This is a genomic window from Nocardia sp. NPDC060259, from assembly GCF_042728775.1.
Taxonomy (GTDB): domain Bacteria; phylum Actinomycetota; class Actinomycetes; order Mycobacteriales; family Mycobacteriaceae; genus Nocardia.
Genome location: NZ_JBHXAY010000122.1, coordinates 1 through 19,668, shown reverse-complemented (window position 1 = coordinate 19,668; position 19,668 = coordinate 1). Strand labels below are relative to the sequence as shown.

Genomic DNA, 19,668 nt, shown 5'->3' with positions numbered 1-19,668 from the left:
CTCGAGTCGGCTGGTCAGTCGCGGAAGGCGTCCTTGACCTTCTCCCCCGCGTCCTTCAGGTTCCCCTTCACCTGGTCGCCGCGACCTTCGTTCTCCAGATCACGGTCGTCGGTGGCCTTGCCGGTGGCCTCCTTGGCCTTGCCTGCCAGCTCTTCGGCCTTGTTCTTCGCCTTGTCCGCGATACCCATGGGGCATTCCTTTCAGACAGATCTCTCGGCCACCGCCGGTGGCCGGTGGGCCGTCTTGGGGACCCACAGACCGCCTACCCGGGTCCTCGGGACGCAAACAGGTCAGCTTCCGGCGACGACCCGGATCGCGTGCAACCGCGGATCGCTCGCGTCGGGCACATTCATGCCCGCGGCGACACCTGTGCGCAGGTAGTCCACGACGGCCGCGCCGATGCGTTCCCCCGGCACGATCGCGGGGATACCCGGCGGATACGGGGTGAGTTGTTCGGCCGCGATCCGGCCTGCCGCCTCGTGCACGGGCACCAGCTCCGTCGGGGCGAAGAACGCGTCGCGAGGCAGCATCACCGTCTCCAGTTGCAGGTCTTGGGGTGTCGGCAGCGCGATCTCGAGCGGCGCGGGCTCGCCGAGGCCGGCGCGCCACAGGGCGAGGCCGTCGACGAGCGCGTCGACCGACTGGGTGTCGTCGGCGGCCGACAGCGTCGCCAGCACCCGCCGGTGATCGGTGAGTCCCAGGTCGATCTGGCGGTGGGCGCGCAGCCAGTCCGCGGCGGCGTACCCGGTCGCGCCGGTGGCGGAGACGTCGACGAGGACCTGCAGCAGATCCAGGTCGTGGGAGGCTTCGACACCGAGCAACTCGTCGTGCATGACGTCGAATCCGGCGATCTCGGCGAGCGAGGCACGCGTCCGGCGGGCCAGCCACAGCGCGTTGCCGAGCAGGTCGTTGCCGAATTCGACCATCTGCCTTCGCCAGCCGTCCAGGGCGGCGTAGATCAGGACGTTGGGGCTGGTGGTCATCAGCAGGTCGGCGCAGCGGCTGAGCCGGGCCGAGTCGACCAGGTCGCCCTGCACGTGGAACACCGAACCCTGTTCGAAACCCATGCCCATCTTGTGCACGCTCACCACGCAGACATCGGCGCCGACGTCCATCGCCCAGGTGGGCAGGTCGGGGTGGAAGGGCAGGTGCGCGCCCCAGGCTTCGTCGACGATCAGCGGTTTGCCGCGGGCATGACACACCTCGGCGATCCCGCGCAGGTCGGCGCAGGTGCCGTAGGGGCTCGGGCTGACGATCAACGCGCCCGCGGCGTCGGGATGGTCGCGCCAGGCCTGCTCGACCTGGGCGGGTGACGGCGGATGCGAGAAGTGCCGCTCGGCGTCCCAGCGCGGGGTGATCCAGTGCGGTTGCACCCCGGAGAAGATCAACCCGGCGACGATCGATTTGTGGCTGTCCCTGGCCACCAGCAGTCCGCCGTCCTTGCCGCCCGCGACGGCCATCATCGCCGCCTTCACCGACAGCGAGCTGCCGCAGGTGGAGAAGAACGTGGAGTCGGCGCCGACGGCGTCGGCCATGAGTTCCTCGGCTTCGGCCAGCAGGCCTGCTCTGGACAACCGGTCGTCGAGGCCGGGCGCGGCGAGGATGTCGCCGGCGAACGCGTCGGCGCCGAGTGCGGCGAGCACCCGCCCGTCGACCCCGCGACCCTGGCGATGACCCGGTGGTGTGAATCCGTATCGGCCCGAGCCGCGGTAATCGGCGACCGCGGCGACGAGCGGGGCTGTGCTGTGGTCCATGTAGCGGTAGTAGCCGTTCGGCAGTGCTTCAATCCGGTGCCTGACCTGCCCCTGCCCGTTTCGGGACGACGCCTGGGGGCATGCCCGGAATAGGGTGAGAGGAATCGGGCGATGAGCACGGCACGCGACGACGCGGAATGGGACAAGCAGGCTCGCGGCGAGACCGAGATCCAGCGGCTGGATCGGAACTGGGCCGATCTGCTGCAGGAACTGCGGGTCGTGCAGACCGGCGTGCAGCTGCTCACCGGTTTCCTGCTGACCCTGCCGTTCCAGGCCAGGTTCGCTATCCTGGACACGACGATGCAGGTGGTCTACCTGGTCACCGTCGTCGCGTCGGTCGCGGCGACGGTGCTGCTTGTCGCCCCGGTCGCCACGCACCGGCTGCTGTTCCGCAGGCATCAGCTCGCCGACCTCGTCGCGTCTGCCCATCGTTACGCGTTCGCCGGGATGATCCTGCTCGGGGTCGCGCTGACCGGAGTCACCGTGCTGATCTTCGACACCGTGGCAGGCATGGGCGCCTCGATCGTCGCGGGGATCTGCTTCGCCTTGTTGTTCACGGGGGTCTGGCTGGTCGGCCCCCTGATTCAACGGCGGCGCGAGCCGGACAGTTCTGTCTGAGCCTGCTCATGACTCGGGTTCGATGCGGGCCCAGGCGCGATGTTCACCCAGGTCCGTGAGCAGCGCGCTGGTGGCCGTCACGGCGTCGGCGACGGTGATTCCGGGTGCGTCGAAGTCGACGCCGTTGCGCTGGAGTACCTCCGCCGCCGCTCCGACTGCCGCGATCGCCTTGCCGTGCCGCCACATCTCCTCGACCAGCAGGTCCACCCGCGGATCGAGCGGGCCGCCCAGCAGCAGGGCGCCGTCGAATTCGATCGATCGCATGGTGGCGAAGGTTCGCGCCACCGGAACACCGCCGACAGCACCGCCGTGCGCCGCGACGACGAACGGGGTCACCTTGGCCTGTGCGAGAGCGTCGGTGACCTCCTCGACGGCGCCGGCTGTGGCGGTGTCGTCCACCAGCACGGCCACGGTGCGGCCGTCGACCGGAAAGCCGCCCTTGCGCTGGGACAACGCGGGGCTCGGCGCGAGTTCCACGCGGTCGGAGTCCGGGGCGGGCGGGTCGAGTCCGAGTTGTCCGCCGACGTAGCCTGCCAGCTCGTCGTCGACGTTGACCAGCATCTGCAAGGCACGTCGCCGCACCGTGTCGGAGGTGCACTTGCCGAGTTCGAACGAGAAGGCGTCGGCCAGCCGCCGCCGCTCGCCCTTGGTGAGGCTGCGATAGAACATGCGCGGCTGCGAGAAGTGGTCGGCGAACGACACCGCCTCCGGACTGTTCGCCGTGGTCCGCAGCTTGGCGGTCGGCGGCGGGATGGGTGTCGGTGATTCGACGTAGGCCTGGTCGGCCAGACTCGCGGCATACGGGCATCCGCCACCCAGCGAATTCGGTTTGTACGGGGCGATACCGGGGTGCACGGCCGTCTGATGCATACCGTCCCGGAACAGGTCGTTGACATCGGCGTGCGGGGTATTGATCGGCAGTTGCGCGAAATTCGGGCCGCCGAGCCTGCTGAGCTGGGTGTCGAGATAGGAGAACAGCCTGCCCTGCAACAGCGGATCGTCGGTGACCTCGATGCCGGGCACCAGATGACTCGGGCAGAACGCGACCTGCTCGGTCTCGGCGAAGAAGTTCACCGGGTTCGCGGTGAGCCGCAGTGTGCCGATGATCCGCACCGGCGCGAGCTCCTCCGGCACGATCTTGGTCGGATCGAGCAGATCGATGCCCTCGAAGAGATGATCGGGGGTGTCCGGGAACACCTGGACGCCGAGATCCCATTCCGGCGTGGTGCCCGCCGCGATCGCCTCGGCCAGATCCCGGCGGTGGAAATCGGGATCGAAGCCCGCGGTGAGCTGGGTTTCCTCCCACAGCAGCGAATGCACGCCGAGCCGTGGCTTCCAATGGAATTTCACCAGGCTGGTGGTGCCGTCTGCCGCGACCAGCCGGAAGGTGTGGATGCCGAAGCCTTCCATCATCCGGAACGAGCGCGGCAGCGCCCGGTCGGACATGTTCCAGAAGGTGTGCGCGGTGGCTTCGGTGTGCAGGGTGACGAAATCCCAGAACGTGTCGTGCGCGGATTGTGCCTGCGGGATCTCGCGATCCGGCTGTGGTTTGCCCGCGTGGATCACGTCCGGGAACTTGATCGCCTCCTGGATGAAGAACACCGGGATGTTGTTGCCGACCAGGTCGTAGACGCCGTCGTCGGTGTAGAACTTCACCGCGAAACCGCGGGTGTCGCGCACGGTGTCGGCCGACCCGCGGGAGCCGAGCACCGTGGAGAACCGGACGAACACCGGCGTCCGCGCGTCGGCGGCGAGGAACGTCGCGCGGGTCAGCTCGGCGGCCGCGCCGTTGGCGACGAACACGCCGTGGGCGCCCGCACCGCGCGCGTGCACGACCCGCTCGGGGATGCGCTCGTGATCGAAGTGGGTGATCTTCTCCCGCAGGTGGATGTCCTGCAGCAGCACCGGTCCGCGCGGGCCCGCCTTGAGGGCGTGATCGGTATCGGCGGTGGGCAAACCCTGGGCTGTGGTCAGCGCGCCGCCCTGCTGGGCGCGGATGCTCGCGTCGCCTGGAATCGGCGCCCCGGTCGGCCCGCGCAGGGCGGGGCCCTCCTGATCCGGTTCGGGTCCAGCTTGCTCGCACGGCGTGCCCGCGTCCTCGTCGGGCGGAGTTGGCGGCTGCTGGTGTTCGGGAAAACCCATGATCGCCTCCAGTCGAGTGGACACCGTCTCTGTCGGACTACCGCGCTGTCCGCAGGGCAAACAGCGGTTGGAGATCGGCGGGTGGGGTATGCGCCGCCTATGGAAATCCTCGCAATCGTGGCTCTGATAGCCGTCGTCGCGGTGGTCCTGGCGCTCCGGAAGAGATCCGGGAAGCCGCCGGACCAGCCCGAATCGACCGGCAACGACCCGAAATGAGCCTACGGTAGGCAGCCCGGAAATCGCTGGGCGGACGCGTGAATGGCGTGGCGCGGCCCGGGTACCCTCCGACCAGTCGGTTGACGGTGGATCAGGGAGGTGGCGTGCGAGCAGACGATCGCGACACCGCGCCCCGGTCCAAGACCGTCGGGTTCCAGGTTCCGGCCGAACTCGACCAGCTGACCATGGTGCACTCGCTGGCCGAGACCGTGCTGCTGGTGCGCGGGTTCGCCCTCGACGAGGTCACCGACCTGATCCTGGCGCTGGACGAGGTGGCGACCGCGCTGATGCTGGTCGCGGCCCCGGACACCCAGCTCGACTGCGTGTTCACCACCGGCGACGGCACCCTCGGCGCCCGCATCGCGACGATCATCCGCACGCCGTCCGCGCTCGACGAGGAGTCCTTCGGCTGGCACGTCGTCGCGACGCTGACCGACTCGTTGCGCATCGAATACGGCGACTTCGATCCGGTCGGCGACGGCTACCCGGCGACCGTCGAATTCGGCTGGATCCGGCGGGTGCACGGACCCGCCGCGACCTGAGCCGGGACAGGCTTCGCTCCGAATAAGACATAGCGGTGGCACCGATGGGTACCCCATGGATATCCGCAACCGTTTGGAAGCGAGGCATCGGCGAATGACATCGGAAGCAGAGACAGCCGACAACACGACCACCCGGCGATCCCACTCGCGCGGCGACAGCTACGACAACATCGAGCCCTGGTTCGAGAAGCTGCGCGCGCTGCCACCAGGGGACGAGAACTACGACGCCCTCCGCGAGGAGGTGATCCGGCTGTGTCTGCCGCTGGCCGACCACATCGCGCGCAAGTTCGCGGGCCGCGGGGAACAGTTCGACGATCTCGACCAGACCGCCAGGGTGGGGCTCGTCCTCGCCGTCGACCGCTATGACGTGAGCCGGGGATCGTCGTTCCTGTCCTTCGCGATCCCGACGATCATGGGTGAGGTGCGCAGGCACTTCCGTGACCACACCTGGGCCGTGCGCGTCCCGCGCAGGCTCAAGGAGATCCAGCTCAGGGTCGGGCCCGCCACCGAGGAACTGTCCCAGCAGCTGGGCAGGCTGCCCAATGCCCGCGAGCTCGCCGACGCGCTCGAGGTCGATCTGGTCGAGATCACCAGGGCCCTGGTCGCCGCCAACGGCTACCAGACCAACTCCATCGACGAATTCACCCACGACGACCGGGACAACGCCAGCCAGGCGATCACCGACACCCTCGGCGTGGAAGAACACTGCTACCAGCTCACCGAGGACGCGATGACGGTGCGCCCGCTGATCGCCGCACTGCCCAGCGAAGAGCGGCGCGTGCTGGTCATGCGGTTCTACGAGTCCAAGACCCAGAGCCAGATCGCCGAGCAGCTCGGCGTCTCCCAGATGCAGGTCTCGCGGATCCTGTCCCGCACCCTGGGCCTGCTGCGCGAGCAGGCGCTCGCCGAGCACGCGCCTGCGCAGTGACACCAGCGGCGCCGCGTGCCAGAATTGTCCTAGGTTGAGACCTCCAGCCGACCCTGTCGTACAGGAGGTTCTATGGCTGTCGTTCTGGATCGCCGGTTGTCGAGCCGGCTGCGGTGGTATCGCGGGCCATCGGCGCCCGCCGCGGCCGAGCTCAGTCTGCGCGACCCCGGACGACCCGGCTGCTGGGTACTGAACACCGGCACCGAGCTCGATGCGGCGCGGATGCCGCCGTTCCTGGCACTGCTCGACCGCGCGGTGCATTCCAGCGCCCGCATCGTCGTGGTGGATCTGCGCGAAACCGAGTTCCTGAGCATCCGGGTCGCCGCCATGCTCAGCACCGCCAAGAGCGAGGCCTGGGCCGCTGGCGTCGATATCCGCCTGCTCACCGACGGCCGCGAGGTGGAGCGGGCGCTCGACCTGGTCGGCGTCCGGCCGCTGTTCCGGTACTACGAATCCCTCGACGAGGCATCGGAGCCCGAGCCCGGCGAGCGCTGAGGGTCGATCGGTCCACGCGGTGTTTCGGTCCGGCCAATCCTGGGTAGGCGCACGGTGAACCACTCCGGTGCAGTCAGCTCGGGAGGAGGCCACCGTGGATTCGAGCGACCGGATCATTGCAGAGTCCAAACACGCGACGTCGATCCACATCACGATCGACGCCGATCTCGAGCAGCTCGTCATGCTGCGGGCCTTGGCCGAAACCATCGCCCTGATCACCGGTTTCGGTGTCGACGAGGTCGACGACCTCCGGGTCGCGCTCGACGAGGCGGCGACCTGCCTGATCCTGGGTGCCGTCGCCTCGTCCCAGATCCATTGCGATGTCGTCGCCGACGAGTTCCGGATCCGGGTCTCGGTGGACGCCGTCTGCGGCGACACCGAGCCGGTCGACGAGACGGGAGTCGGCTGGCACGTACTGCACTCGATCACCGATCACCTGGTCGCCGACCATGATCCGTTCGACCAGGCCAGGGGCGGCTATCCGGTCGCCATCACCTTCAGCCGGGTCCGGCGGCTGTTCGCGGATCGGTGATCTCCTGCCGCAGCGAACTGCGGTCGGCGCGCCAGCATTCGAGGACATGCTCGGCGAAACGGTCTTCGAGCAGGGTCGTCGCCTGGATGCCGAAGACGAGCCCCGCCGCCGTTTCCGGTTCGGCACGAAGCAGTTCGGCGATGACATCGCGGCGCATGACCTGTTCGTGGACGGCGTCGGCGACGACGTGCTCGGTATAGAAACGCACGCAGGCGGGATGCGGCAGCAGCGTACGCGCGATGTCGGCGAGGCGGCGTGCGGCGGGCGACGAGGTGATCTCGGTGGCGGCGAAATGCCCGACCAGGGCGCCGCGCAGGCCGCGATGCAGACCGAACAGCGACATCATGTCCACCAGGGCCAGCATCGGTGCGGGCACCGCGTCGAGGTAGTGCAGGTAGCCGGGGTTCAGCCCGGCGCCCGCCAGCAGGTCGGCGAACAGCTGCGCGTGCACGCGATCGCCGCGGCCGCCGCCGAACTCGTCGAATTCCACCGCGACCAGTGCGGCCTTGGCCTGCCCGCGCAGGCGCGGGATCACCCACGCGTACGGATCGGCCTCGATGTGGTGGTAGATCGAGCGGTGCACGAAGTATTCGCGCAGCTGGTCGGGGGTGCCGCGGTCGGCGAGGAAGCCGGCGACGCCGTCGGTGCCGGAGGTGGGTTCGAGCAGGCGGTCGAGTTCGGCGTGGATGTCGTCGCCGCCGGGGACGTCGGCCGACAGCGCGGCGAGCAACCGCCGTTCCAGGTCGCGACGCAGGCGCAGCAGGTCGGGGTCCCATTCCCAGTTCTCGTCGACCTCGGCGAAGCCCTGGTAGTGCAGTTCGTAGCAGGTGTGCAGGGTCAGCAGGAGATCCTCACCGTAGGGATCGGCGCCGTCGGCCGTCGGCACCGCGGAACCCGCTGGGCGCCTGAGTGATTCGACGACGGCGGCGGACAGCTCGCCGCGCGGGGCAGGCAGCGGACGTCGGGACGCGACGAGGGGGTTCATCGGTCGCCTTCCTGATCGCGGCGTCGCCTGCGCCGGTGGCTGGTGTCGCACAGCGGGTAGGTGCTCGACCGGCGGCACAGGCACAGCGCCACCACGAATCGGTCGCAGTGCAGCACGGTGCCGTCGGCGGTGACGACATCGACGGGGCCGTCGACGAGTGCGGGCCCGTCGTCGGTGAGCACGATCCGCCGTGGCTCAGGCGGGGTCGCCGACGACGCGGGACGATGTTCGATCGACACGGATCACCACCAATTCCTCGTAGCGCTGGCCGGGGGTGATGAAGCCGCGGGCGGCCAGCCACCCGGCGCGGGCCCGCATAACCGGCCCGAACGGCACGATGCCCTCGGCGACCACCCACGCGTCGGTCCCGCGATCGCGCAACTGGCGCACACTGCGTTCCGGGTCGCTGAGCGCCGAATGCACGACCAGCCCGACGCCGCCGTCGGTGAGCAGATCCGGCAGCGTGTCGCACAGCCGGTCGAGCACGCTGCGGCCGTCGGGTCCGGCGTCCCATGCCAGCGCGCCGCCGCGGCCGGTGCCGTGCTCGGCGGGCACGTAGGGCGGGTTGGCCAGCACCACGTCGAAACGCGGCAGCCGCAGCGCCGAGGCGAAGTCACCGTGCAGCAGTTCCACCGCGACACCGCGCAGCCTGCAGTTCAGCCACGTCGACGCCAGCGCCGACCGGGAGACGTCGACCGCGGTGACGCTGCGCGCCCCCGCCCGCGCCGCGGCCAGCGCGAGCACGCCGGTCCCCGCGCACACATCAAGAACCCGGCCGCCAGGCAACACAGGCAGCCCGCGCAGGGCACGAGCGAGCAGCCAGGTGTCGGCCTGCGGCCGGTAGACACGCGGCGCGCGGATCACCATCACGTCGTGATACCCCTTTTCCCGCGTCGACAAGGCCCTTGCCCTCGGCATGCCCGCAATCCGGCGAACCAATCCGCGCGGTATGGTCCGGGCGCGTGATCAGGGACTTTGTGCCTCCCCCGAGGTGCGGAAAGTCTGTCGCGGTCTAGCGGGCTGCCGGGCCAGACTGGTTGATATGAACACTCAGCGAGTTCATGAGGTGCCCGACCATCCCACGGTTCGCGCGGCGATCCGGCTCGGTTGCCGGGCGCCGTCGCTGCACAACACCCAGCCGTGGCGATGGGTGTTCGACGGCACCGCGCTCGAGCTCTCGCATGACCCGGATCGGCAGCTGACGGCCGCCGACCCGACCGGACGGCAGGTGCTGATCAGCTGTGGCGCGGCGTTGCACCATGTGCGGACCGCGTTCGCCGCCGCCCACTGGCATACCGCGGTCACCCGGCTGCCCGATCCGGACCGCCCGGAGCTGCTGGCCAGGATCGAGTTCGAGCCGTGGCCCGAGCCGCCGATCGGGGAATTGCGCCGCGCCGAGGCCATCGATCGCCGCTATACCGATCGGCTGCCGATGGCGCCGCCGATCGGCTTGACCTCGGTCGTGTCCACGCTGGACAAGCTCGTCGCGCCGCACGATCTCTCCGTCGACGTCCTCGCCGACGAGGTGCGCCCCAAACTGGCGCTGGTGTCCGAGCAGTCCGGCGCCCTGCGCCGCTACGACATGGAATACCAGGCCGAACTCCGCTGGTGGGCCGGCCATCCCGAGCGGTCCGACGGTGTGCCGCCGTCGGCGCTGATCTCGGAGTCCGAACGCGCCAGGGTGGGCGTCGCACGGCCCTTCCCCGCGCTGGAGCGTTCGGCCCGGCGTGGTGATCTCGACGATCACGCTCGCCTGGTGGTGCTGAGCACCGCTGACGAGTCGCCGCTGGCCTGGCTGCGGACCGGTGAGGCGCTCTCGGCGGTCCTGCTCGACTGCACGGCGTCGGGACTGTCGACCTGCGCGCTGACCCACATCACCGAATTGACCGCGGGCAGGCGCCTGCTCGCCGGTCTGATCGGTCATCCCGGCGTGCCGCAGGTCGTGGTCAGGATCGGCATCGCCCCCGAGGACAGGCAGCGGCCACCGACCCCGCGTCGACCGCTCACCGAGGTGCTGACCGAGCGGTGACCCGTCATGGGCCCGCCTCGCCCGATTCATCGGCAGCGCGAAAGGCCTCGACCGCCGTCGGCAGGGTGGGGAACAGCCGTTCGGCGCCGATCCGCTCGGTGAGGCCGGACGCGTCCAGGTCGACGCGCAGATCCTGTTTGACCCGCGCCATCGCGAACACCACCCCGCGCGCGGCCAGCTCGGCCCGCACCTGTTCCACGGCGTCGAGCGCGGTCAGGTCGACCTCGACATTGGCTTCGACATTGAGCACGAACCAGCGCACCGGTTCCCCACTGCGCCGCGCCCACCAGTCGACGGCGGCCAGCGCGCTCTGACGGAAGTCCTCGGCATTGGCGAAGAACAGCGGTGCGTCGTAGCGGTACACCACCAGTCCCGCGAGAGGTTTCGCCTCCGGATAGTCGTCGACGTCGTGCATGCCCGCGAGATCGGGGACGAAGCCGAGGATCGCGTCGTGGCCACGGGCGATCCGGCGCAGCAGGTCGAACACCGACAGCGCGATCGCGACGAGCACGCCGTAGAGGACACCGAGCACCAGCACGGAGCCCGCGGTGACCAGCGCGAGGAACAGTTCGCTGAGCCGGAACCGGGCGATCCGGCGGAACTCGCGCACATCGACCAGCCGCAGCGCCGCGTACACGACCAGCGCGCCCAGCGCCGCGACGGGGAACTGCGCGAGCACACCGGTGGCGCCGAACAGCACGACGAGCACCGCGGCGAGGGTGACCAGCGCGTAGAGCTGGGTGCGCGCCCCCATCAGGTCGGCGATGGTGGTGCGGCTACCGCTGCAGCTCACCGGGAATCCGTGGGTGAGCGCGGTGGCCACATTCGTCGCGCCCAGTGCGGCGAGTTCGGTGTTGACCTGCACATGCTCGCCGTGCCGTGCGGCGAAGGCCCGCGCGGTCAGGGCGTTGTCGGAGAAGCCGACCACAGCCAGACCCGCGGCGGGCAACAGTAGGGCCATGACGTCGGCCATCGCGATGGCGGGCAGCCCCGGTGTCGGCAGGCCGGTGGGGACCTCACCGACCACGCCGATGCCGTACCGCTGCAGCGAGAACACCGCGACCGCCACCGTCGCGGCCAGCACCGCGATGAGCGGTCCTGGCGCGCGCGGCGTCCAGCGGGCCATGATCAGCAACGCCGCCAGGACGACGAACGCCAGGGCCGCGGTCGGTGGATGCCACTGGCCGAGGTTGGCCACGAACGAGCGCAGCTGCGCCATCGAGGTGACCCCCGTGACCGGCACACCGGTGACCCGCCCCAGCTGGCCGACGATCATCAGCCCCGCCGTCCCCGCCAGATAGCCGATCAGCACGGGCCGCGACAGCAGATCGGCCAGTACCCCGAGCCGGGCAGCCGATGCGGCCAGGCACAGCGCTCCGACCAGCAGCGCCAGCAGCGCGGCCAGCGCCGCGTAGCGCTCAGGGTCGCCCGCCGCCAGCGGCGCCAGGGTGACCGCGGTGAGCAGCGCGGTGGTGGACTCGGGACCGACCGACATCTGCCGCGAGGTCGCCAGCAGCGCGTACACCGCCAGCGGCGCGATCGTGGCCCACAGCCCGACCACCGGCGGCAGCCCCGCGACCGTCGCGTAGGCCATCACCTGCGGGACCAGATACGCGGCGACCGTCACGCCCGCGACCACGTCCGAACGCAGCCATGCGCGCCGATAGTTCCAGAACTGCCGCAGACCCGGCAGCGCTCGCTCCAACACCGTGGGAAACATTGTGCGCTCCTCGCGCGCGGTCACACCGCCGACGTCACCGGATCGGGACGCGAGTCCCCGGCATGCGTGACCTTCGGCCCTGACCGGGCCGCCGGTGCGGGGGCAGGCTCGTAGGCGACGACAATGGCAACGAGGGTCTGTCGTCTCTGAGAAAGGGTCAGCGATGATCACGGTGTTCCTGGTCGACGACCACGAGATCGTCCGGCGCGGCGTCTCCGACCTGATCGCGCTCGAGCCGGATCTCCGGGTGGTCGGGGAGGCGGGTGACTGCGCGGAGGCGCTGGCGCGCATTCCCGCGCTGCGCCCCGACGTGGTCGTGCTCGACGTGCGGCTGCCCGACGGCAACGGCATCGAACTGTGCCGCGAACTCCTCTCGGCCGAACCGGCGCCACGCTGCCTGATCCTCACCTCGTTCACCGACGAGCAGGCCATGCTCGACGCGATCCTGGCCGGGGCGAGCGGTTACGTCGTCAAGGACATCAGGAGCCTGGAGCTGATCAACGCCGTGCGCGAGGTCGGCGACGGCAAGTCGCTGCTGGACAACAGGGCCGCCGCGGCGCTGATGGCCAAGCTGCGCTCGGAGGCGGCGGAGCAGACCGGGCCGCTGGCCACGCTGACCGAGCAGGAACGCACCCTGCTGTCGCTGCTCGGCGAGGGCCTGACCAACCGGCAGATCGCGGCGCGCATGTTCCTGGCCGAGAAGACCGTCAAGAACTACGTGTCCCGGCTGCTGACCAAACTGGGTGTCGAACGCCGCACCCAGGCCGCCGTCATGGCCGCCGATCTGGACCGGCCGCCGCGCCGATGACCTCGCCCGATGCCCGTCGCACCGTGGAAGAATGCGCGGTATGGACGACGAATCGGCAGCCGGTGGCCGGCCTCCGGTGACCGAGACCCTGTCTCAGCTGCGTCTGCGTGAACTGCTGAGGGAGGTCCAGGACCGGATCACCCAGATCGTCGACGTCCGCGACCGGATGGACCGGTTGATGGAGGCCATGCTCGTCGTGACGGCGGGCCTCGACCTGGACAACACCCTGCGCACCATCGTGCACACCGCGATCGAACTCGTCGACGCGGGCTACGGCGCGCTCGGTGTGCGTGAGACCGACAAGACCAGCAATCAGCTCGCCGAGTTCGTCTATGAGGGCATCGACGACCGCACCCGGGTGCTGATCGGCGATCTGCCGCGCGGGCACGGCGTGCTCGGCGTGCTCATCGCCGACCCGAAACCCATTCGGCTGACCAATCTTTCGGACCACCCCTCCTCGGTCGGCTTCCCGCCCAACCACCCGCCGATGCGAACCTTCCTCGGCGTACCGGTGCAGGTGCGCGGCGAGGTGTTCGGCAATCTCTATCTCACCGAGAAGGCGGGCGGCCAGGAGTTCACCGAGGACGACGAGGTGGTCGTGCAGGCGCTGGCCGCCGCCGCGGGCATCGCGATCGAGAACGCGCGCCTGTACGCGCAGTCGCGGGTGCGCCAGCTCTGGCTGGAGGCGATCCGGGACGTCGCCACCGAACTGCTGGCAGGCAGCGCGTCGGAGGACGTGCTCGAGCTGATCGCCGAACGTGGCCGCTCCCTGACGCATTCGGTGTGCACGTTCCTGGCGCTGCCCGAGGACCCCGACGTGCCGCACGAGGAGATCACCGAGCTGGTGGTGGTCGCGGCGGCCGGTGCCGACGCCGGTGTGCTGGTCGGCCGCGCCATCCCGCTGACGGATTCGCCGGTGGCCGCGGCGTTCCGGTCGGGCAGTCCGGTCACCTCCGACGCTCCGGCCCACGATCCGATCTTCGCCTCGATCGCCGAATTCGGGCCGGTACTGACCCTGCCGCTGCGCGCGAACGGACTGGTCACCGGAGTGCTGACCACCGTGCTCCCCGCCGGGGTCACCCCGCCGACCCCGGCGGATCAGGCGCTGATGAGCACCTACGCCGACCAGGCCGCGGTGGCGCTGCAATTGGCCGACACCCAGCGCCGGATGCGCGAGCTCGACGTGTACGCCGACCGCGACCGGATCGCCCGCGGCCTGCACGATCACGTGATCCAGCGGTTGTTCGCGGTCGGGCTGTCGTTGCAGGGCACGATGCAGCGGGCCAGGGCCCCCGAGGTGCGCACCCGTCTCGACGAGACGATCGACGACATCCAGGCGATCGTGCAGGACATCCGCTACTCGATCTTCGACCTGCAGTCCAACACCACCACCGACTCCTCGCAGTACCGGAAACGCCTGCACCACATCATCACCGAGATGACCGCCGACACCGGGCTGCGCACCACCGTCCGGCTCGCCGGCCCGGTCACCGTGCTCGAGCCACCGCTGTCCGATCATGTCGAAGCGGTGCTGCGAGAGGCGGTGAGCAATGTCGTGCGCCATGCGAAGGCGAGCACGGTCGCGGTGGAACTGATTGTGCGCGACGAGGTGAGCATCGAGGTCGCCGACGACGGCGCCGGCATCGCGCCCGAGATCACCCGGCGCAGCGGGCTCGCCAACCTCGCCGCCAGGGCCGAGGCCGCGGGCGGCAGTTTCGCCGTCACCGAGCGCGAGTCGGGCGGCACGGTGCTGCGCTGGTCGGCGCCGTTGTCCTGAGCGGGGACCAAAGTCCTTGCGGAGCAGGACCTGCGGCCCTGTCCGGCCGCACCGGCCACGACGCACAGTGGGGAGGACAGAGAGGGTGTCATGTCCCATCCCGAGAACCCTGGCCGCCCGGTCGTCGCGGGGGTCGACGGCTCGCCGCGGTCACACATCGCCCTGCGGTGGGCCGCCGAATTCGCCGCCCATCATCAGGCGCCGCTGCACCTCGTCTACGCGGTGGAGGTCCCGGTCGAGTACGGGCCGGGAGTCAGCGGTCCGCTCTTCGACGGCGAAATACTCTACGCCCATGGCGAATCCGTGGTCACGGGCGCGGCGGCCGAGGTCGCCTCGGTCGGCGATCTCGTGATCACGACCTCCGTCGAGGTGGGCGACGCGCGGGCGATCCTGCGGCAGCACAGCGAGTCGGCGCGGCTGGTTGTCCTCGGCAGCCGGGGGCTGGGGGCGGTGCGGCGCGCGCTGCTCGGCTCGGTCAGCACGGCGGTCGCCCGGCATGGCGCGTGCCCGGTTGCGGTCGTGCCGGAGTCGGCGGTCACGACGACGGGGGCAGTGGTGGTCGGGGTCGACGGCTCCCGCCCCAGCGCCGACGCGGTCGCACTGGCCTTCGACGAGGCGAGTCGTCGTCACGTGCGGGTGATCGCGGTGCGCGCCTGGTCGGAGCTGTTCCGCTACGAATCACGGGAGACGATGCGGGCCGAGGCCGACGCGGAGCTGTCGGCGAGCCTGGCGGGCTACGGCGAGAAATACCCCGACCTGCGCGTCGAACGCATCGTCGTCGAGGACCGGCCGGCCAGGGCCGTGCTCACCGCGGCGGCGGGCGCACAGCTGATCGTCGTCGGCAGCCACGACCGCGGCGGATTCGCCGGAGCGGCACTCGGTTCGGTCGCGCAGGCCATCCTGCACGGCGCGCACTGCCCCCTGATCATCGCCCGGCCGGGAGCCGGGAACTGACCGGGTGGGTCACAACCACTTGATGCGGCGGAAGGCGACCACCAGGGCAGAGCAGAGGACCACCATGGTGATCAGCACGGCCGGATAGCCCCATCGATGGTGCAGTTCCGGCATGTGGTCGAAGTTCATGCCGTAGATGCCGGCGATCATCGTCGGCACGGCCAGGATCGCGACCATGGCGGAGATCCGGCGCATGTCGGCGTTCTGCTGGATCGCGATCTTGGCCACCGCGGCGCTGACCAGCGCCGTCAGCGACTCGTCGAGATCGTTGATGCGTTCGGACACCCCGGCGTGGTGGTCGGCCACATCGCGCAGGTAGCGCCGGATCTCCTTGGACAGTGGGGATTCCGGCCTGGTCAGCGCCTGCAGCGGCAGGGCCAGTGGGCTCACCGCCCGCCGCAGTTCGACGATTTCGCGCTTGAGCTGGTAGATCGACTCGATCGGCAGCCTGCTGCGCGGGGTGAACAGCTCCTCCTCGATCGATTCCACGTCGTACTCCACCGACTGGGCGACCACGATGTAGGAATCGACGATGCGGTCGGTGATCGCGTGCAGCACGACACCGGGCCCCAGCGCCATCCGCGCGGGGTCCTGTTCGAGCCGGTGTCGCACATCGGCCAGCGCCGAGTGCGCGCCGTGGCGCACCGCGACCACGAAGTCGGGTCCGGTGAACACCATGATGTCGCCGGTCTCGACGATCTCGCTGACCGAGTGCATGTCGTGCTCGACGTAGGCGACGGTGCGCATCACGGTCACCAGCGTGTCGTCGTAGCGCTCGAGCTTGGGCCGCTGCCGCCCGTGCACGGCGTCCTCGACGGCCAGCGCGTGCAGGTCGAAGATCCCGGCGATCTCCCCCATCTGGTGCGCGTCGGGCTCGAACAGGCCGAGCCAGACGAAACCCGTTCCCCTGCTGCGGACTTCGGCCAGCGCGGCGGCCGGGGTGAACCGGCCGGGCAGTCGTCGCCCGTCCACATAGACACCACAGTCGACGATCGCCCGCGCCGTGGGGACGGCAGGCCGGTGGACGGGCGGCTCGGCGAGGAGCCGGGAACGACGGAAGCGGAACTGTGGAACGGACGACACCGGCCCGATCCTATGCGCAGTCGCGACAGCCGAGCCCGGCACCGAGTCGGCGCCGGTGGTGTACCGCCCGCCGGGGCCGGTACCCCGGCGAATTCACTTGCCCTGCAGGCTGCTCCGCGAGTCCGTAGCCTGAGAACGTGATTACGCTGAAGAAGGAAGACGGCGCGGCCGACCTCGCCGGCATCACCAAGATGAGTGTGGGGGTGAGCTGGGACCCGTCGGCCGGATCCAGCGGGGGCCTGCTCGGGATGGCGCGGCGCAAGCGCGGTGTCGACCTCGACCTGATCGCCGTGCTCATGCAGGGCGGTGAGCCCGTCCGCTTCGCAGGCCTGGATTCGCTGAACCCGCTCGGCAACGGCGCGGTGGTGCACACCGGTGACGAACAGACCGGCGCGGCGTCGGGCGACGACGAGACCGTGCACGTCGTCTTCGCCGACGTCCCGCCGATCATCGACGCCATCGTCTTCGTCGCCGCGGCGTTCAAGAAGGGCAGCTCGTTCGAGAAGGCCAACAACGTCTCGTTCAAGATCTACGACGCGACCGGCGCCGACAGTCAGCCCGTCGCCGACATCTGGCCGTCGCTGCTCGGCCAGGAGAACGCCAACGCGATCGCGCGGGCCTTCCGCAACGGCCCGGTCTGGCAGCTCGAGGTGCTCGACCGCAAGGGCAAGATCAAGCAGGGCGACCGGCAGGCGCTGCTGCGATTCGCCATCCAGTAGCCATCGTCTCGCCGCGCTCACCCGGCCCGCGTACGGTGGTTGCCGGTACGGAGGGCAGTGATGCGCGCACAGTTGATGATCGTCGAGGACGACACCCGGGTTCGGACATCGCTGCGGCTGGCGATGGAGGGCGAGGGCTACGTCGTCGCCGAGGCCGAACGGGCGGAGGCGGCGCTGGACCAGGTCCGCGACTTCGGCGTCCCCGACGTGATGATCGTCGACCTCATGCTCGGCGGGATGGACGGCTACACCTGCATTCGTGAGGTGCGCCGCGACCACGACGTGCCGATCATCGTGGTCAGCGCCCGCGACGACACCCACGACGTGGTCGCCGCGCTCGAGGCGGGCGCCGACGATTTCGTCACCAAGCCGTTCGCGGTCAAGGAGCTCACCGCCCGCATCCGCGCGCTGCGCCGCCGCACCAGGAACAGCGCCGACCGCGATGTCACCGAACTCGTTCTCGACGCCGCCCCCGACCGGCGCCTGATCCTGTGCCCGGAGCGTGGTTCGCTGCGCCTGGACGGGCGTGACGTGCACCTGACCCTCACCGAGTTCCGGTTGCTGTGCGAACTGGCACAGAACGACAGCCTGGTGCTGAGCAGGCAGGTGCTGCTCGACAAGATCTGGGACCGTGGGTTCTTCGGCGACGAGCGCATCGTCGACGTGCACGTGCGCCGCCTGCGGACCAAGATCGAACGCGATGCCGCCGACCCGCGCCTGATCGTGACGGTCCGCGGACTCGGCTATCGGCTCGATGTCCAAGCCTGACGGTTCCCCCCGACTATCGCGGTTCCGTGGCCTGCGTGGCCGGGTCATGGCCGCGTTCGTGCTCGGCGCGAGCGTGGTGGCCGTGATCCTGGCCGGATCGGTCTACGGAATCAGCACCAGCTACATGGAATCGCAGCGGGTGCGCATCGTCGAACGTGCTGTCGGCGTGCACGCCGAACTGCTGCGGCTACGCCTGGACGACCCGCGGATCACCGGCGAGCAGGCGCTGGACGCGCTGCATCTGCCCACCGGCTACATCGCCGTCCTGCACCGGGACGGACGGTGGTCGGCCATCGGTGTCGACGACGGCTTCGCCCCACTGACCCCACCGGTGATCGATACGGCCGACGCCATCCCGAGCACCGCCACCCGCGTGTGGCTCGGCGACCAACCGTATCTCCGAGTGTGGTCCCAGGTCGAGAACGGTTCTGTCCTCTACGAATTCGCGCCGATGCGGGAACTCGAAGCCAATCTGCACATGCTGCGCACGATCCTGCTCGCCTGCGCCGTCCTGGCCGTCACCGTCGCCGCCGCGCTGGGTGCGTGGGCCGCCCAGCGCGCGCTCAGCCCGCTGCGGCAGGTGGCCGCGGCCGCCTCGCGGATCGCCTCCGGTGAACACGATCTGCGCCTGCCGCGCGCCACGGACGAGGATCTGGCGATCACGGTCGAGGCGTTCAACGCCATGGTCGACTCCCTGCAACGCCGCATCGAGCGCGAACGGCGCCTTGTCTCCGACCTCAGCCACGAACTGCGCACCCCGCTGACCACGCTGACCACCACCGCGACCGTGCTCGCCGGGCACCGCGACGAACTGTCGGAGCGGCCGAAAGCCGCACTGGGACTGCTGGTCGAGGAGACCTCCCATCTGCGCGGCCTGCTCGACGACATGCTCGCACTTGCCCGCGCCGAAGCGGGCATCCACCGCTCCGACCTGTCGCCGCTGTCGCTGGCCGAACTGCTCACCCATCTGCTCGCGGGCCGCGACACCCCACCGGAGGTCCTCGACGTGCGCGACCCCGGCACGGTGCGCGGGCGGCGGATGGAACTCGAACGCGCGCTGGTCAATCTGCTGGCCAATGCCGATCGGCACGGCGGCGGACTGACCGGAGTCAGGGTCGACCGCGACGGCGCCGACATCACGGTGATCGTCGACGACGCGGGACCCGGTGTCGCGCCCGAGGACCGCGAACGCATCTTCGACCGGTTCGTCACGGTGTCGCGGGCGACGGCGGGCACCGGCATCGGGCTCGCCCTCGTGGCCGAGACCGTCGCCTGCCACGACGGCACGCTGCGCTGCACCGAAAGGCCCGGTGGCGGCGCGCGCTTCGTGCTGACCATCCCCGCCTGTGACGACGTTCGTCATGAGATCGCAAACAAACCAGCGGAACCGCTGCAATGAAACATTGCGATTGTCTGTCCGGTCACCGGGATCGAGCCGTGCCGCGCTTCCGGTCTGGAGGAGGACAAGTCGTCGATGGCCCGTCATGGGCCACCGGCGGACGAGGTCCGGATGTCGCTGCCAGGCAACCGATTCCGGTGACCATCCAGCTCCCCGGGGGAGCACGAAAAGCAGCGGGGCCCGGCGCAGTGTCGCGCCG

The 19,668-nt window shown here is 69.9% G+C and carries 20 protein-coding genes; 12 read left to right on the top strand and 8 right to left on the bottom strand.

Translation table 11 applies throughout. The features are described 5' to 3' along the window. Positions 1-14: 14 nt before the first annotated feature. On the bottom strand, positions 15-188 hold the full coding sequence (locus ACFWF2_RS29520; RefSeq protein ID WP_379039199.1) for a CsbD family protein: 174 nt from the start codon (positions 186-188) through the stop codon (positions 15-17). A 102-nt stretch (positions 189-290) separates the two neighbouring features. Next, the gene (locus ACFWF2_RS29515; protein WP_379310737.1) at positions 291-1,754 is read right to left on the bottom strand and encodes an aminotransferase class I/II-fold pyridoxal phosphate-dependent enzyme; all 1,464 of its coding nucleotides are present in this window, start codon (positions 1,752-1,754) and stop codon (positions 291-293) included. A 111-nt stretch (positions 1,755-1,865) separates the two neighbouring features. On the opposite strand from ACFWF2_RS29515, the gene ACFWF2_RS29510 reads away from it, so the two are divergent. After that, a complete protein-coding gene (locus tag ACFWF2_RS29510) occupies positions 1,866-2,372 on the top strand; it encodes a DUF6328 family protein (protein WP_379310736.1) in 507 nt (168 codons plus the stop codon). A 6-nt stretch (positions 2,373-2,378) separates the two neighbouring features. Here the strand turns inward: ACFWF2_RS29510 and ACFWF2_RS29505 are convergent, their stop codons facing one another. After that, on the bottom strand, positions 2,379-4,514 hold the full coding sequence (locus tag ACFWF2_RS29505; RefSeq protein WP_379310735.1) for a catalase: 2,136 nt from the start codon (positions 4,512-4,514) through the stop codon (positions 2,379-2,381). 320 nt (positions 4,515-4,834) lie between these two features. Here ACFWF2_RS29505 and ACFWF2_RS29500 point away from each other — a divergent pair, with 320 nt between their 5' ends. From ACFWF2_RS29500 to ACFWF2_RS29485, 4 genes are all read left to right on the top strand, one after another. Beyond that, positions 4,835-5,272, top strand: coding sequence for an anti-sigma factor (locus ACFWF2_RS29500; RefSeq protein WP_379310734.1), 438 nt, complete (start codon positions 4,835-4,837; stop codon positions 5,270-5,272). A 94-nt stretch (positions 5,273-5,366) separates the two neighbouring features. Next, complete coding sequence (locus ACFWF2_RS29495; protein WP_379310733.1) at positions 5,367-6,200, top strand: RNA polymerase sigma factor SigF; 834 nt, start codon at positions 5,367-5,369, stop codon at positions 6,198-6,200. 72 nt (positions 6,201-6,272) lie between these two features. Beyond that, positions 6,273-6,695, top strand: a complete 423-nt coding sequence (locus ACFWF2_RS29490; protein WP_379310732.1) for an STAS domain-containing protein — start codon at positions 6,273-6,275, stop codon at positions 6,693-6,695. 94 nt (positions 6,696-6,789) lie between these two features. Then, entirely contained in the window at positions 6,790-7,227 is a 438-nt protein-coding gene (locus ACFWF2_RS29485) for an ATP-binding protein (RefSeq protein ID WP_379310731.1), read from the top strand. On the opposite strand, the gene ACFWF2_RS29480 is transcribed toward ACFWF2_RS29485, so the two are convergent. Genes ACFWF2_RS29480 through ACFWF2_RS29470 form a run of 3 tightly spaced genes read right to left on the bottom strand, consistent with a single transcriptional unit; the run spans position 7,193 to position 9,112 of the window. Then, the gene (locus ACFWF2_RS29480; protein WP_379310730.1) at positions 7,193-8,212 is read right to left on the bottom strand and encodes an iron-containing redox enzyme family protein; all 1,020 of its coding nucleotides are present in this window, start codon (positions 8,210-8,212) and stop codon (positions 7,193-7,195) included. The genes ACFWF2_RS29485 and ACFWF2_RS29480 overlap by 35 nt on opposite strands. Beyond that, positions 8,209-8,451, bottom strand: coding sequence for a CDGSH iron-sulfur domain-containing protein (locus ACFWF2_RS29475; RefSeq protein ID WP_379310729.1), 243 nt, complete (start codon positions 8,449-8,451; stop codon positions 8,209-8,211). The genes ACFWF2_RS29480 and ACFWF2_RS29475 overlap by 4 nt, the downstream gene beginning before the upstream one ends. Continuing rightward, positions 8,408-9,112, bottom strand: coding sequence for a HemK2/MTQ2 family protein methyltransferase (locus ACFWF2_RS29470; RefSeq protein WP_379310728.1), 705 nt, complete (start codon positions 9,110-9,112; stop codon positions 8,408-8,410). Before ACFWF2_RS29470 ends, ACFWF2_RS29475 begins: the two co-directional genes overlap by 44 nt. Before the next feature lie 142 nt (positions 9,113-9,254). Between ACFWF2_RS29470 and ACFWF2_RS29465 the strand changes: the two genes are divergently transcribed. Beyond that, a complete protein-coding gene (locus tag ACFWF2_RS29465) occupies positions 9,255-10,241 on the top strand; it encodes an Acg family FMN-binding oxidoreductase (RefSeq protein WP_379310727.1) in 987 nt (328 codons plus the stop codon). 4 nt (positions 10,242-10,245) lie between these two features. Here ACFWF2_RS29465 and ACFWF2_RS29460 read toward each other — a convergent pair whose 3' ends face one another. After that, complete coding sequence (locus ACFWF2_RS29460; RefSeq protein WP_379310726.1) at positions 10,246-11,961, bottom strand: SulP family inorganic anion transporter; 1,716 nt, start codon at positions 11,959-11,961, stop codon at positions 10,246-10,248. A gap of 163 nt (positions 11,962-12,124) precedes the next feature. On the opposite strand from ACFWF2_RS29460, the gene ACFWF2_RS29455 reads away from it, so the two are divergent. The 3 genes from ACFWF2_RS29455 (at position 12,125) to ACFWF2_RS29445 (ending at position 15,500) form a co-directional block, all read left to right on the top strand. Then, complete coding sequence (locus tag ACFWF2_RS29455; protein WP_379310725.1) at positions 12,125-12,769, top strand: response regulator; 645 nt, start codon at positions 12,125-12,127, stop codon at positions 12,767-12,769. 40 nt (positions 12,770-12,809) lie between these two features. Further along, positions 12,810-14,546: a GAF domain-containing sensor histidine kinase gene (locus ACFWF2_RS29450; RefSeq protein ID WP_379310724.1), complete on the top strand. Its 1,737-nt coding sequence runs from the start codon at positions 12,810-12,812 to the stop codon at positions 14,544-14,546. 90 nt (positions 14,547-14,636) lie between these two features. Next, complete coding sequence (locus tag ACFWF2_RS29445; RefSeq protein ID WP_379310723.1) at positions 14,637-15,500, top strand: universal stress protein; 864 nt, start codon at positions 14,637-14,639, stop codon at positions 15,498-15,500. A 9-nt stretch (positions 15,501-15,509) separates the two neighbouring features. On the opposite strand, the gene ACFWF2_RS29440 is transcribed toward ACFWF2_RS29445, so the two are convergent. Continuing rightward, complete coding sequence (locus tag ACFWF2_RS29440; protein WP_379310722.1) at positions 15,510-16,583, bottom strand: magnesium and cobalt transport protein CorA; 1,074 nt, start codon at positions 16,581-16,583, stop codon at positions 15,510-15,512. Between the two features lie 137 nt (positions 16,584-16,720). Here ACFWF2_RS29440 and ACFWF2_RS29435 point away from each other — a divergent pair, with 137 nt between their 5' ends. The 3 genes from ACFWF2_RS29435 to ACFWF2_RS29425 are packed head-to-tail and all read left to right on the top strand — an operon-like array spanning position 16,721 to position 19,469. Next, a complete protein-coding gene (locus ACFWF2_RS29435) occupies positions 16,721-17,302 on the top strand; it encodes a TerD family protein (protein WP_379085996.1) in 582 nt (193 codons plus the stop codon). Between the two features lie 60 nt (positions 17,303-17,362). Beyond that, the gene (locus ACFWF2_RS29430) at positions 17,363-18,070 is read left to right on the top strand and encodes a response regulator transcription factor (protein WP_379310721.1); all 708 of its coding nucleotides are present in this window, start codon (positions 17,363-17,365) and stop codon (positions 18,068-18,070) included. Next, entirely contained in the window at positions 18,057-19,469 is a 1,413-nt protein-coding gene (locus tag ACFWF2_RS29425) for an ATP-binding protein (protein ID WP_379310720.1), read from the top strand. Before ACFWF2_RS29430 ends, ACFWF2_RS29425 begins: the two co-directional genes overlap by 14 nt. Positions 19,470-19,668 lie beyond the last annotated feature (199 nt).